The 13896-nt window shown below is 43.2% G+C and carries 13 protein-coding genes; 4 read left to right on the plus strand and 9 right to left on the minus strand.

Annotated elements, in window-relative coordinates; genetic code table 11:
• Positions 1-52: 52 nt before the first annotated feature.
• Entirely contained in the window at positions 53-418 is a 366-nt protein-coding gene (locus tag SporoP8_RS01010) for a helix-turn-helix domain-containing protein (protein WP_085130727.1), read from the minus strand.
• Between the two features lie 370 nt (positions 419-788).
• Between SporoP8_RS01010 and SporoP8_RS01015 the strand changes: the two genes are divergently transcribed.
• Entirely contained in the window at positions 789-1475 is a 687-nt protein-coding gene (locus SporoP8_RS01015) for a hypothetical protein (RefSeq protein WP_085130729.1), read from the plus strand.
• Positions 1476-1522: 47 nt separating this feature from the next.
• Here the strand turns inward: SporoP8_RS01015 and SporoP8_RS01020 are convergent, their stop codons facing one another.
• Positions 1523-1723: a cold-shock protein gene (locus SporoP8_RS01020; RefSeq protein ID WP_085130730.1), complete on the minus strand. Its 201-nt coding sequence runs from the start codon at positions 1721-1723 to the stop codon at positions 1523-1525.
• A 209-nt stretch (positions 1724-1932) separates the two neighbouring features.
• Positions 1933-2226, minus strand: a complete 294-nt coding sequence (locus SporoP8_RS01025; protein WP_085130732.1) for a DUF1033 family protein — start codon at positions 2224-2226, stop codon at positions 1933-1935.
• Positions 2227-2460: 234 nt separating this feature from the next.
• Here SporoP8_RS01025 and SporoP8_RS01030 point away from each other — a divergent pair, with 234 nt between their 5' ends.
• Both SporoP8_RS01030 and SporoP8_RS01035 read left to right on the plus strand, forming a co-directional pair.
• Entirely contained in the window at positions 2461-3120 is a 660-nt protein-coding gene (locus SporoP8_RS01030) for a 5-bromo-4-chloroindolyl phosphate hydrolysis family protein (RefSeq protein WP_085130734.1), read from the plus strand.
• On the plus strand, positions 3110-4300 hold the full coding sequence (locus SporoP8_RS01035) for a toxic anion resistance protein (protein WP_085130736.1): 1191 nt from the start codon (positions 3110-3112) through the stop codon (positions 4298-4300). Before SporoP8_RS01030 ends, SporoP8_RS01035 begins: the two co-directional genes overlap by 11 nt.
• 423 nt (positions 4301-4723) lie before the next feature.
• Here the strand turns inward: SporoP8_RS01035 and SporoP8_RS01040 are convergent, their stop codons facing one another.
• The 4 genes from SporoP8_RS01040 to SporoP8_RS01055 form a co-directional block, all read right to left on the minus strand.
• Positions 4724-4921, minus strand: a complete 198-nt coding sequence (locus tag SporoP8_RS01040; RefSeq protein WP_085130738.1) for a DUF6501 family protein — start codon at positions 4919-4921, stop codon at positions 4724-4726.
• 63 nt (positions 4922-4984) lie between these two features.
• Positions 4985-6214, minus strand: coding sequence for a 2-oxoglutarate dehydrogenase complex dihydrolipoyllysine-residue succinyltransferase (odhB, locus tag SporoP8_RS01045; RefSeq protein WP_085130740.1), 1230 nt, complete (start codon positions 6212-6214; stop codon positions 4985-4987).
• Positions 6215-6311: 97 nt separating this feature from the next.
• A complete protein-coding gene (locus tag SporoP8_RS01050) occupies positions 6312-9122 on the minus strand; it encodes a 2-oxoglutarate dehydrogenase E1 component (protein ID WP_085130743.1) in 2811 nt (936 codons plus the stop codon).
• 186 nt (positions 9123-9308) lie between these two features.
• Positions 9309-10382, minus strand: a complete 1074-nt coding sequence (locus tag SporoP8_RS01055) for an undecaprenyldiphospho-muramoylpentapeptide beta-N-acetylglucosaminyltransferase (protein ID WP_085130745.1) — start codon at positions 10380-10382, stop codon at positions 9309-9311.
• Positions 10383-10467: 85 nt separating this feature from the next.
• Between SporoP8_RS01055 and SporoP8_RS01060 the strand changes: the two genes are divergently transcribed.
• Entirely contained in the window at positions 10468-11817 is a 1350-nt protein-coding gene (locus SporoP8_RS01060) for an MATE family efflux transporter (protein WP_085130747.1), read from the plus strand.
• A 346-nt stretch (positions 11818-12163) separates the two neighbouring features.
• On the opposite strand, the gene SporoP8_RS01065 is transcribed toward SporoP8_RS01060, so the two are convergent.
• Both SporoP8_RS01065 and SporoP8_RS01070 read right to left on the minus strand, forming a co-directional pair.
• Positions 12164-12805, minus strand: coding sequence for a CAP domain-containing protein (locus tag SporoP8_RS01065; protein WP_085130749.1), 642 nt, complete (start codon positions 12803-12805; stop codon positions 12164-12166).
• Positions 12806-12983: 178 nt separating this feature from the next.
• On the minus strand, positions 12984-13883 hold the full coding sequence (locus SporoP8_RS01070) for a CobW family GTP-binding protein (RefSeq protein ID WP_085130751.1): 900 nt from the start codon (positions 13881-13883) through the stop codon (positions 12984-12986).
• Positions 13884-13896 lie beyond the last annotated feature (13 nt).

The following is a 13896-nucleotide window of genomic DNA, read 5'->3' on the forward strand; positions in this document are numbered from 1 at the left end:
CTGTGAGACAATCTAGAACCGCTAAAAACAAGAGACATCGCTACTTCATTTTTTATTGTCTCTTTTGCGAGTAATTGTCTAGCAGTGCTCTAGTAAGTAATGAGATGGATCGATCAATCTCGAACTTTATAGTATCTTTATAAGCTTTTACTTTCTCCTTATCGCCAATACGGTAGATGTAAAGTGTCTGCATTTCTGTCCCCTGCTTATGAACCGGGTGTCTGACGATCAGACCATCATTGAGTAAATCATGTAGAGACTTGTATACTTCAGACTTAGTTGGTCGATACCCAAGGTCTCTGAAATGATCTATAAGGTCATCTAATATTTGTAAGCCATACAAGTTCCCTTCTTCTGCCTTATTGAGCATATAGAGCTTTAAAAAGGCTCTTTGACGAATTACGAATGTACTCTTCATTGCTCTTCCCTCCTTGGTTGCTGTACGTGCATTATGTATAGTATACCAAATAATGAGATGCGAGTATTATTATAGTAATAAGGATTATTTGGAACCAGGTTTTGATAGAACTATTCAATATGTTTATAGACGGATGTATTTCGATGGTTATCAGTAAATCGCATATTTGGAGATTTTAATAAATATTTATAAGAAAAAGAGACTTCCCTACTAAAAATGATTTTCAGTTTAGAAATTGAATTAAATGTACAAGATATTTGAGTGCCCAACTACACGCAATCCAGTAATCTACACACTGTCTTATTTTTATTTTCTATGAATAGCTTCCACTATTAAGGGAATAACACAAAGTAAAAGGAGGTTTTTCATAATGAAACGCAATCTTTGGTTTCTACTGGCTGCACTGCTTCTCATGCTCGCAGGTTGCTCAAACAAGCCTGATACGTCCATGGATGGTAAGACCGACTCTTCGACCAATCAAGAAGGAACGAACGGTGACAAGTCACAACAACATGACAACAAAGATGCGAATCTGACCGATGTGGCTTTACTTGATTACTTTCTTCCGGACGGTTCCAGCGCGCATTATAAAGGTGTCGGTAATGAATTTGCTGAGCTAGACATTACCGTGGCAAGACCTGCGCAAGACTATGTCGTGATTCACGAAAATAACGGTGGTGCATTCGTTCAAAAAGTGTATAAAGTGGATGGAGATAAAATCCAAGTATTGCAGGAAGAACATATCGAGTTGGACGCTGGCGTTCCACCGACGGAAGAGCTGGAGTCCATGAAACCGATCCGAACCTATTTGAAAGGTCCTATTGAAGTAGGTACAACTTTTGACGACTGGAAGATTGTGGAGATGAATGCGTCAGTGGAAACTCCTTATCAGCAATTTGAAGATGCGGTCGTAATGGAGCAAGTGGGTAAAGACTTTGTGAACAGGATCTATCTCGTGAAGGATTTTGGGGAAGTAAAACGTGAATCGGTGATGAAGATGGAAGGCGAAGAAGAATTTGTCGTTACTTCTAGTCTAGAAACGGTGACACAACCGTAATTTTCTGCAAACAAAAAGGCGCCGCAATGGGCGCCTTTTCAAGTGGTTTAGATTTTAACAACGTTAGCTGCTTGTAGACCACGGTTACCTTCGACAACTTCAAATTCAACTTGCTGACCTTCGTCAAGAGATTTGAATCCGTCGCCTTGGATTGCTGAGAAGTGTACAAAGATGTCTTCTTCTCCATCAACTTCGATAAAACCGAAGCCCTTTTCTGAGTTAAACCATTTCACTGTACCTTGTTTCATTCGATTACCTCCAAAAAAATATAAATACTTTAATACACGAACCTTAGCATACAAAAAAATTCACGTATTACAAAAGTTGCCGACGTCGCCGATCCCTTTTGTAATAGGTGAATCACTTAGCATACGATCGTTCGATTAATTTACTTACATTTAGTATAACATATTGGGCTTCTTTGTCAATTAATAATAAACGCTTTTACTGAATGTTCTTACGATATGTTTGGTTCCCCGTCTATCAATACGATAAGACCGTGATACAACTGCAAATCTCCTTCGCAGCCATTGCAATAGTATTTTTCAGATGTGGACCAAAATGCATGGAAGCAGCCTTTACGAACTTCGTAATGCTCAAAATGCGGCTCCATCTTCCCGACCAGTTCTTTAATATATGATTCTGCGTCCATTTTATTCGTAAATGTTTTGGATGAGACACTATAGTCTCTCCACTCTTCAAACATCCACCACGGCTCAAAGTCCGCCTTCATGTATACCACTTCATACATTCAGTAAGCACTCCTTTACCTTGCGCTATGCAGGAATGATATTCATTCTAGCAAATTCGACTCGCTAATCAAAGTAAATTGATTCATGTTGCGTAATATATGAGTTTTCGTCCATTTTCGGCTATAATTGAGATAGGCTCCAGTAACCTTACTGTCTGCACGATAAATGAAACCTTTTCGTTGTTAATCCGTAAGTATTATATAGAGTCAGAATGGAAGGCGGCCTGAATCAACATGAATACTATAAAAAACTTCTTCACACGACATGTCATATTGGCTCCGACTAGTTTCCTGACGTGGGTAATCCTCATCGGCGGTACGAGCATGAACTTTTTCTTAGGCTCCGCTATCGGAATCGCACTGTATGCAGGAGGCAACGTAGCGATTAAAGAACTACAGTTACGCTCCACATTAAAAAAATTCGGGATGGCACGCTCTGAATATAAACATATTGAACAACAACTGAATGAATCAAAACGAAAGCTAAAACAGCTCGGTAATATGTACGGACAAGTCCGTTCCATCCAAGCATTCAGACAAGTATACGATATGTCTTCTATGGCTCGACGCATCATTAAGATCGTCCAGTCCAACCCGAGAAAGTTCTACCAAGTCGAAAGTTTTTTCTACGCCCATCTTGATTCCGTTGTAGAATTAACATCGAAGTACAGCCTGCTCGTAAATCAACCATTAAAAGACCAAGATATCAAAGTCGCACTACAACATACCCGCGAAACGTTATCTGATTTGAGTCTCGAAATGGAACGAGATCTACGTAACGCTGTATCAACTGATTTGGAACAGCTCCGAATGGAAATTGATTACGTCGATATTACACTTAAGAGAGACAAACCGTTGCTCGAATCGAAAGGGGAACATTCTAATGACAGATAAAAACGTACTACAAGAAAAATCGGTGGACGACTTGCTCGGCAATCCATTCGATATGGATGCTAGCCTGCTTCCAAAAGAAATGGAGAATTCGCTGTCCGACACAGCCGCACCTGCTAAATTGATCGACCGATTAACACCTGAAGAACAAGATAAGGCAAGACAATTGGCTTCACAGATCCCTGTCGGTAATTACGAAGCCGTCATTTCCTACGGTGCCAATGCACAGAATGAACTATCTAACTTCTCTCATAAAATGCTAGATCACGTCCAAGGCAAAGACATTGGACCTGTCGGCGATGTACTGAATGAATTAATGGCCAAACTATCCGAAATCGATACAGATGATCTATCAGATAAAAAGAAATCGGGTCTTAGCCGTTTATTCAACAAGGCTACTCGCCCTATCAAAGAAATCATGACGAAATACGAAAAGCTCGGCACACAAGTCGATAAAATAAGCGTTCAACTAGAGCATTCCAAACGTGGTTTAATGGAAGACGTCCGCATGTTGGACAGTTTATATGAACAAAACAAAACGTACTTCCAAGCATTGAACGTCTATATCGCGGCTGCGGAATTAAAGATTGATGAAATCAATAGCACCATCATTCCGGAACTGCATAAAAAAGCACAGCAATCGGATGATCAAATGATGGTTCAAGAAGTTAACGACATGGCACAATTTGTTGATCGTTTAGAAAAACGCCTGTACGATTTGCAACTATCTCGTCAAATCACCATTCAGAGTGCTCCACAGATCCGTATGATCCAACAAACGAACCAAACGTTAGCTGAGAAGATCCAAGCCTCTATCATGACAGCGATCCCTCTGTGGAAGAATCAAATTGCGATTGCGCTAACACTAAACCGTCAGCAAAAGGCTGTCGAATCACAAAAGCTCGTCACGAAGACAACGAACGATTTGTTGCTTCGTAACTCCGAAATGTTAAAAGTGAATAGTATTGAGACAGCCAAAGAAAATGAAAAAGGTATTATTGAGATCGATACGTTGAAAACGACACAAGAGAACTTGATCCAGACGATCGAAGAAACCTTGCTGATCCAAGCAGATGGCCGTGCTAAACGCAAAGCCGCTGAGACTGAAATCGCTCGAATGGAACAAGACCTTAAGACTCGTTTACTTGCTGTATATGAAGAGTCACAAAACCGTCCCTCATAAGAGAGACGGTTTTTTTGGGGGAAAATAATGGAAACACGATGGAGATTTCCATTCCAGAACGCAAACGTTAAGAAGTTGAGATCAGATCGAGTAATAGACTGGCGTACTTCCCTTGTTCGTTGTATATGTACAAGACTGGCGTTACACCGCGGGCAATGAATGAGCGGATACGAGCTGCGATAGAGCGCTTAACGTAAAGTATGAGCGGCTCCGGGCCCTGATAGAGCGGTCGGCGGCGACGATTGAGCGGATACGCATAAACTTTGAGCGCTTAGACGAAATTAATGAGCGAAACGCGTACTTCTCTCACGGGCTTTCCATGATAAAATCCATCTTTCTTCCCATCCTATCACCCTCACACATAAAAAAGACGATTCAATGAAGAATCGTCTCTAAGTACCCTACTATTTATTCACCAATCAATTACTCAAAATACGTCTTATAATACCCGCCGACCTTACCAGAATTGTCTACCACAAAGATAAACTCTTCCGTCTCATTCTTCACTTCATAGGACTTCCCCACCGTCAGCATATTGCTAACCAAGTACTTTGCTGCATCGGTATGTGTGCACGTCACTGTCTTTAACGTAGGTTCATCCAACCATTGTAAATATGACATGAAATCTCTCCTTCCTTAAATAAAAACGACCCGCTGATTAGCGGGTCGCTTGGCTTGTGCTGATTAAGAACCTAGTAGAAGGTCTTCAGGGTTTTCAAGCAACTCTTTAACCATCTTCAAGAATCCTACTGAATCTTTACCATCAATTACGCGGTGATCGTAAGAAAGTGCAACATACATCATCGGACGAATTTCGATATTGTCCCCAACAGCTACTGGACGCTTCTGAATAGTATGCATACCTAAGATTCCTACTTGTGTACCGTTAAGGATTGGAGTAGACAATAGTGAACCAAATACTCCACCGTTTGTAATCGTGAATGAACCGCCTGTCATATCAGCCATTGTCAACTTGTTGTCGCGTGCTTTTTTCGCAAGTTCTCCGATAGATGCTTCGATTTCAGCAAAGCTCTTACGGTCTGCATCCACAACGTTTGGTACAACTAGTCCGCCGTCAGTAGATACTGCGATACCGATATCGAAGTAGTTCTTCAAAAGAATTTCATCGCCATCGATTTCAGCGTTAACGTATGGATATTTCTTCAATGCTGCAACTACTGCTTTCGTGAAGAATGACATGAAGCCTAGACGAACATCGTTTTGCTCGAAGAACTGATCTTTTTTGCGTGAACGAAGTTCCATCATTTTCGACATATCAATTTCGTTGAAAGTCGTCAACATCGCTGTTGATTGTTTTACTTCAAGCAAACGCTTCGCGATCGTTTGACGACGACGAGTCATTTTCTGACGCGTAATACGACCGTCATCTTTTGCTTCTGCTTTAGCAGCTGGTGCCGCTGGAGCTTTAGGTGCCGGAGCGTTGTTGTGAGCAGATACGTCTTGCGCGCGTACGCGTCCCATTGGATCAACAGGTGATACATCTGCAAGATTAATACCTTTTTCACGAGCCAGCTTGCGTGCTGCTGGGCTTGCAATTGTGCGGTCTGCTGAAGATGTTTCTTCCGTTACAGCCGCTGCTGGAGCTGGTGTTTCTTCTTTTTGCGCTGGAGCAGATGCTGCTTCAGTTGCTTGTGGAGCTGGTTGTGCCGGTGCACCTGAACCTTCGCCTACAATCGCGATTACTTGGCCAACTTCAACAGTGTCGCCTTCTGCAGCCAATAATTCAGACAAAACGCCTGCTTCTTCTGAAATGACTTCAACGTTCACTTTATCTGTTTCCAATTCAACGATGAATTCACCTTTTTCCACGTTTTCACCGGGTTGTTTTAACCATTTTGCAATTGTACCTTCTGTAATTGATTCTGCTAGTTCAGGTACTCTGATCTCTGCCACAATAAATTCCTCCTCGTAGGTATACCGTTTTCTAACGGATAAGCTACTTTATATAAGTAGTTTTAAATTTAATTGTAAAGCTCACGTACTTGTTATATCACTTTTTCAAAGCTTCTTCAATGATGCGGGTTTGTTCTTTTTTATGAGATGCACCATCACCTTCAGAAGGACTTGAACGCTTAATACGTCCTACATAAGAAATGTCCTTACCGTCAGCTAGTTTTTCTAGGAATGGATACGCGAATGACCATGTACCCATGTTCTTCGGCTCTTCTTGAACCCATACTAAATCTTTTACTTTCGGGTAACGTGCAACGATTTCTTTGATTTTATCGGATGGGAATGGGTATAGCTGCTCTACACGTATAACGTGCAAGTAGTCGAATCCTTCGCCGTCTTTAATCTTCTCAGCTAAATCAATTGCCATCTTCCCGCTTGCGAACAAGATTTTTTTCACTTTTTCAGGTTTTGTTCCTGTACCAGGTTGTTCAAGAACGGTCTTGAAGTGACCTTCCGTTAAGTCTTCCACGTCCGCTCCAACTAGTGGATGACGAAGCAATGACTTCGGTGTAGCAATAACTAACGGACGTTCTGCTTCGCTGCCAAGAATCTTCGACTGACGACGCAATACGTGGAAGTAGTTTGCTGCACTGGAGATATTCGCGACTGTCCAGTTATTTTCACCACAAAGTTGCAGGTAACGTTCGATACGTGAACTGGAGTGTTCTGGACCTTGTCCTTCAAATGCGTGTGGCAACAATAGCACGAGGCCGGATTGCTGACCCCACTTCGAATAACTTGAAGAAACGAACTGATCGAACATGACTTGTGCCATGTTGGAGAAGTCACCGTATTGCGCTTCCCAAATAGACATCGTTTTGTCTTCTTCTAAGTTATAACCGAATTCATAGCCTACGATACCTGCTTCAGACAATGGGCTGTTATATGCCACGAATGATGCGTTAGATCCGCTAATATGATGCAATGGAACAAGTTCTTCACCTGTTTTTTCATCATGTAATACTAAGTGACGCTGTGCAAATGTTCCGCGCTGGATATCTTGTCCAGACATACGGATTGGCTTACCGTCTTGAATGATTGAACCGAATGCCAATTGCTCAGCATGTGCCCAGTCGATTTTACCTTTACCATTAAATGGCTCCAGGCGACGCTTCAAGATTTTATCCAATTTGTTGAACACTGTGAATTCAGCTGGATATGTCAACAGCTCTTCATTCATTTGGCGAAGACGATCTTCCGCTACTCCAGTTTCGAGATCACGTGGAAGTCCAGCTTGTACGACGTCTGGCGTTGCGTTGGAAATTTCCGGTGCGTCTACTGATTTTTCTTTTACGTGATCGTACGCTTGTTGCATAGTTGCGATGACCGACTTGTCCATTTCTTTCACTTCGTCGTCTGTCAGAAGCTTTTGCTCAACTAGACGCTGTCCGTAAATTTCACGAACTGTTGGGTGTTTATGGATTTCGTGGTACATCACTGGATTCGTCACGAGTGGCTCATCCATTTCGTTATGTCCGTAACGACGGTATCCGATCAAGTCGATCAATACGTCTTTACCGAATGCCTGGCGATATTCAAATGCCAGTTTTGCCACAGCAAGTACTTCTTCTGGGTGATCTGCATTCACGTGGAATACAGGCACTTCAAAGCCTTTTGCTGGATCGGATGCATAGTGTGTAGAACGGGAATCATAATATTCCGTCGTGAAGCCAATAGTATTATTGGCGATGACGTGAACCGATCCACCTGTTCTGAAACCGCGAACGCGAGAATAGTTGAATGATTCCGGAACGATCCCTTGTCCTGGGAACGCGGCATCACCATGCACTAAGATTGCGTATGCTTTATTTGTATCTTGTTTTGGAATCCCTGGGTTGTCTGTGTTTTCTTGTGCAGCACGAGTCTGCCCAGTAATTACTGGGTTTACCACTTCTAAGTGAGACGGGTTGTACGCAAGGAAGCGATTCATCCCGGACTTACCTTTATGAAGAGCACCCATATGGTATTTCACGTCGCCGAACCAACCGCGAGTTACTTCAAGAGATCCGTCTTTTGGCAAGAACGGTGAAGCGGGTACGCCTGCGAATTCTGCAAACATCATTTCGTATGGTTTATTTAAGTTGTGCGTCAAGACATTCAAACGTCCACGGTGAGCCATGCCTATTAGCACTTTCTCCATTTTCGCATCTTCAGAAAGACGCATTAATTCATCGATTAAGACGACTAATGTGTCCACGCCTTCGATAGAGAAACGTTTCGCTCCAACGAATGTACGGTGAATGAATTTTTCAAAGCCTTCAATTTTCGTCAAACGTTCAAGAAGTTGTTTTTTCTCTTCTCCTTGCATTTTTGACTGTACGTCGCCGTTTTCAATTTTTGTTTGAATCCAGTTACGCTCGGTTTCATCAATTAAGTGAGAGAATTCGTATGCAATGGGGCCTGTATAAAGAGACTTCAAATAATTCATTGCATCTAATCCATTTTCAACTGTCGCTGGAACATTTTTCAAGAACAAAGTTGCTGGCAATCCGACCAGATCGCTTTCTGTCAATCCATGATATGACAGTTCAAGACGGGATGTATCTTTAGGTCGATCGTTTAATGGATAAATGTCTGCTGCAAGATGTCCATAAGAACGAATAGCTTCAAGTAAAGAATAAACGGCAAGAACTTTACGCAGATCCGTTTGAGAACCTTGCGCTACGACTGCCTCTTGACCTGACTCATCCATCTGAGGCGCACCAAAATTCCTGAATAGCTCTGCTAAATCAGGATCTACTGCATCTTGATCTGTTTTAAACAGATCGTACATTTCCATTACATACCCAAGGTTTGGACCCGAAAAATTAGAATACGGGGAACGATGGGAATCCACATTGTTCGACATGTAATATAACCTCCACATTTGCCTATTGGCTTGTTGTGTTTATTTTCACTACTTCTATACAATAATAGCACGCAAACATTAGAACTGAAAGGGATTAATCCTAAGATGCACAGTTTTCTGCAAAGTACTTGGAATTATATTAAAAATTACTGAAAACTACGTCACTTCGCCACTCTGCGTACATTCCTATTTTTGGAACGATAAAATTAATTCGGCCATTTTTTCAGGTGTTTTCGGTTCAGTCGTTTTCTCAATATTTGACAGCAATCGAGCTTTTTCCTTCACGAGTGTATTAAATTGTTCTGTAACAGACTGCACCTCGAATTGCTCTTCTCCTATTTGCAATGCCAGCCCTTTGGAAGCAAAGTACTCAGCATTCAATATTTGATCACCGCGGCTTTTTGACGCAGCAAGCGGAACAAGCAACATAGGTTTATGAATCGCAAGCAATTCGAAAATCGCATTGGAGCCAGCACGCGAAACCGCGTAATCAGCAGCTGCTAGCAGATCAGGCAATTCATCGGTGACATATTCATATTGTACGTACCCCGCCACCGCAAGTCCTTCTACCACATTCCCTTTACCGCATAAATGAATGATCTGATACTTCTCAAGTAACGCGGGTAATTCATTGCGCACCGCTTCATTTAACACGGCAGAACCTTGGCTGCCCCCCATAATAATAAATACCGGTTTGTCGGAACTCAGACCCGTCCTGCGCAAGCCCTCTTCCCGATCGCCCATAAATAGCTCGGGACGAATGATTGGCCCTGTACACATGGATTTTGCTGCAGGCACGTACTGCAAAGTCTGTTCAAAGACCGTAAATATTTGTGACGAGAACGGCAATGCCAATTTATTCGCAAGACCTGGTGTGACGTCCGACTCATGTACGACGACAGGCACGTTCGCAAGCTTAGCCGCCATCACGACGGGTACTGAAACGAATCCACCTTTAGAGAAAATAATTTCCGGTTTCACTTTGCGAAGAATAGAGAGCGCCTGTAGTGTCCCGGCTCCAACACGGAATGGGTCCGTAAAATTCTTCAGCGAGAAATAGCGCCGTAACTTTCCACTTTGAATCGCGTGATATACCACTTCGGGGTGGCCGTCCGCGATCAATTCTTTTTCGATTCCTTCATGGGAACCAATATAATGCACACTATACCCTTTACTTAAAAAAACGGGTATTAACGCTTGATTGACAGATACGTGTCCTGCTGTACCGCCACCTGTTAATACGACTACCGGTTGCTTCATTCATTCCATCCTTCCATATACGTTGTCTACTATATTTCATGCTACAATAGTCAAAATGAAAAAATTAGTAGAGGAAATCAAAACTATGACTACTGCAACAAAACCTTTGCAACAAAAAACATCCATTTTCATTAAGATTATGATTCCCATTGTGATTACGCAAGTCGCGCTTTATCTGATGTCGTTCTTCGATATCCTTATGACTGGACGCTATGATACGTTTCACTTAGCGGGCGTGACCATCGGCAGTTCCTTCTGGATACCGGTCTATACCGGCCTTTCTGGAATTCTGATGGGCCTTACCCCTATTATCGCACAGCAAATTGGCGCAAAGAATAAAAACGATGTGCGTCCTACTGTCCAGCAAGCATTATACGTATCTCTCGCCCTTTCGGCAATCATTTTCGTATTGATCCATTGGGTCGTGTTACCCGCCATTACAAGAATGCCACTAGATGCGCCCGTTATAGAAGTAGCATCCGCGTACTTGACTGGCATGAGTATCGGATTGGTTCCACTCATGGCCTATACCGTTTTGCGTTCATTTTTTGACGCACTCGGCGCAACTCGTGTCTCCATGTTCATCATTCTGCTATCCGCACCGATCAATATCGCATTGAACTATTTATTAATTTTCGGTAACTTCGGTTTCCCGGAACTTGGTGGTGCAGGCGCAGGGTATGCATCTGGCTTTACGTACTGGCTCGTGTTCTTCATTGCGGTGCTCATCGCCTGGTCATCCCGCCACTTTAAGGAGTATACGCTGTTTAGGAGTTGGCAAAGAATCTCCTTGCGCAAATGGAAAGAAATTTTACTCATTGGCGTGCCGATCGGTCTATCCATTTTCGTGGAGACGAGTATCTTTTCCGTCGTGACGTTATTGATGAGCAGCTATACCGCACAAGTCATCTCGGCTCACCAGATTGCGCTCAATTTTACGTCTCTTCTCTATATGGTGCCGTTAAGCGTCTCAATGGGTACAACGATTCTAGTCGGTCAATCCATTGGTGCGAATAAAACAAAGGACGCGCGCGAGTATACGTATCTCGGCATCGCGTTCGCAGTTGTTTTCAGTTTCCTATCCATATTCATCTTACTGATGTTCCGTGAGTCGATTGCTTCTATGTATACGACGGACACAGCGATTATTACACTAGCCGTACATTTCTTCGTCTACGCGGCACTATTCCAGCTGTCGGATGCGGTGCAAGCGCCGATCCAAGGTGCGTTGCGCGGCTATAAGGACGTGACGATGACGTTCTTAGTCGGCGTCGTGTCATTCTGGCTCATTGGACTGCCTACCGGATTCGCGCTAGCACATTATACAGAACTAGGCGCATATGGCTACTGGGTTGGCCTGATCGTCGGCTTGACGGTAGGCGCGGTAATTCTTTCGTTTCGGTTGCGTTTTATACAGAATAAGTATCGTGAATAAAAATAAAAGGCCGATGGAGTGTTTATTCCATTGGTCTTTTTCGTTGTCGTTTACATATTACTTATGCCGAATTAGTGCGTGCAATGCGAGTTTCGCTCATTAATTCGTCTAAGCGCTCATAGTTCGTGCGTATCCGCTCTATACTCACCGCCAACCGCTCTATCCTAGTCCGTCACCGCTCATACTATACGTTAAGCGCTCTATAATGGCTTGTAACCGCTCATTACCTCTAGCGTCTCTAGTAATCTGGACCTATCTCGCAAACTTACACAACGAAAAAACAAAGTCTCGAACTCTCTTCATTAAAAAAAGGTCAATGGATATAACTCCATTGACCTTCCCATTCTTACTTCTGTATAAACTGTTGTGTCCAGTAATGACCATTCGCATCATAGCCAATACCGATATGTGTAAACTCAGGCGTCAAGATATTCTGACGGTGTCCAGCTGAATTCATCCAAGCTGTCACGACATCTTGTGCACTGCGCTGACCCATCGCAATATTCTCGGCTGCCGAACGGTATGTAACGCCATTTTGCTTCATCTGATCAAACGGTGAACCGTATGTCGGGCTTGTATGAGAGAAATAGTTGTTTGCTGCCATATCGGCTGATTTCTGCTTTGCGGATTTCTGCAAGGCTGCATCAATCTGTAATGGCTTGAGTCCTGCCTTCGTACGTTGCGCATTCGTTAAATCGAGTACGGCTTGTTCTGTAGCGGATACATTCGCTGTTTGTTGCTGTGCCGGCTTGTCTGTTTGTGGCTTTTCTGCTGGTTCGTTTGGTTGTTGTACAGGCGGTGTTGGTTTCGCTACCGGTTTGCTCTGTGGCTTCTGGTAGTTACTCCAGTAATACGAGTACACCTGTTGATTGGCGAAGGCACAATTATACGTCTGTGTCTGCACTTGATTTGTCGTGCTTGCCTCTGCTGCATGAGTAGGCAATAAAATAGCTGAACTTAATAAGATGAGTGATAACGGTTTTTTCATCTTGGTCCCTCCTTTTCTACGTGACCTAGCATAACGTAAAAGAAAAGGAGAGATCTTGGTTATTCCTACCAACTCGTCCAATGAACTCTACAAAGCTATGGAATGAGAGTCTGAGGGTACTTGTATTGGCAACCTTATCCAATGGAGAATATCATTAACAATAAAAAGCTATTGACAACTAGTTTTTGGGCAAGTACTCGATGTCAGTGAGTTGCTCCCCAATGATCACCAACTTGGACGGGATTTGCATATATTCCGGTATCCAGTTGACCATGCCGTATGCATATTGAAATAAATGGGAGTACCGCGAACCTTCTAGTTGGATATAGCCCTTCATACGGTAGACGCTGTCCGGTACTGTTCGCACCCAATCCTCAAAGTGCTCTTGGTTGACCGGGGCATCGAATGACAACACTTTTGAAGCAAGAGGCAATCCGCTACCTGTGGAGATGGGCTGTTTCGGCGCCGCCACATTGACCATTTTCTCGATATAGCCGAAATCGACTTTCGCATTCACTGTCTGGACGAGCGGTGCGTAAGAATTGAATTGTGTCACTTGCATCGTCACAAAGGCCAATTGATGATCTGTCAGCAAATCCGTTTTATTGAGAACCATGAAGTGTGCATGGCGTACTTGTTCGAGGAATAAAGCTTGAATTCGTGGCGATAGCTTGTCACGGTCCACCCAGCGCTTGGCATCGACCACAGTGACAATTCCCTTGACGTCTAGCTTCTCTGCAAATAACGGCGAGTACACGGCGTCTAACGCTTCTACAGGGTGAGCTGCACCCGTCGTTTCAATGAACAGCACATCAATCTCCGGATAATCTGCTAGCAAGCCTTGTAATTGCGCTTCCGTAGATTCCGCACCTGTACAGCATATACAGCCGTTTAGTAATTCTTTTAACGGAACCTCGCCTGCATCCTCGACGATTTGACTGTCAATATTCAACTCTCCAAATTCATTCATCAATACAGCTGGTTGTCTACCGGATTCCTTCACTTGCTCGACTAAGCTTACGAGTAAAGACGTCTTGCCGCTTCCGAGAAAGCCGCTGAGTAAATATACATCAATCATTCTATATCATCCT

The sequence above is a fragment of the Sporosarcina ureae genome (assembly GCF_002101375.1).
Lineage (GTDB): Bacteria > Bacillota > Bacilli > Bacillales_A > Planococcaceae > Sporosarcina > Sporosarcina ureae_B.

Bases quoted from the DNA above. Each gene is read 5' to 3' on its own strand.
- SporoP8_RS01035 (WP_085130736.1), top strand. From the start codon at position 3,110: ATGACAGATAAAAACGTACTACAAGAAAAATCGGTGGACGACTTGCTC.
- SporoP8_RS01025 (WP_085130732.1), bottom strand. From the start codon at position 2,226: ATGTATGAAGTGGTATACATGAAGGCGGACTTTGAGCCGTGGTGGATG.
- SporoP8_RS01065 (WP_085130749.1), bottom strand. From the start codon at position 12,805: ATGAAAAAACCGTTATCACTCATCTTATTAAGTTCAGCTATTTTATTG.
- SporoP8_RS01010 (WP_085130727.1), bottom strand. From the start codon at position 418: ATGAAGAGTACATTCGTAATTCGTCAAAGAGCCTTTTTAAAGCTCTAT.
- SporoP8_RS01040 (WP_085130738.1), bottom strand. From the start codon at position 4,921: ATGTCATATTTACAATGGTTGGATGAACCTACGTTAAAGACAGTGACG.
- SporoP8_RS01070 (WP_085130751.1), bottom strand. From the start codon at position 13,883: ATGATTGATGTATATTTACTCAGCGGCTTTCTCGGAAGCGGCAAGACG.
- SporoP8_RS01030 (WP_085130734.1), top strand. From the start codon at position 2,461: ATGAATACTATAAAAAACTTCTTCACACGACATGTCATATTGGCTCCG.
- SporoP8_RS01020 (WP_085130730.1), bottom strand. From the start codon at position 1,723: ATGAAACAAGGTACAGTGAAATGGTTTAACTCAGAAAAGGGCTTCGGT.
- SporoP8_RS01015 (WP_085130729.1), top strand. From the start codon at position 789: ATGAAACGCAATCTTTGGTTTCTACTGGCTGCACTGCTTCTCATGCTC.
- SporoP8_RS01060 (WP_085130747.1), top strand. From the start codon at position 10,468: ATGACTACTGCAACAAAACCTTTGCAACAAAAAACATCCATTTTCATT.
- SporoP8_RS01055 (WP_085130745.1), bottom strand. From the start codon at position 10,382: ATGAAGCAACCGGTAGTCGTATTAACAGGTGGCGGTACAGCAGGACAC.
- SporoP8_RS01050 (WP_085130743.1), bottom strand. From the start codon at position 9,122: ATGTCGAACAATGTGGATTCCCATCGTTCCCCGTATTCTAATTTTTCG.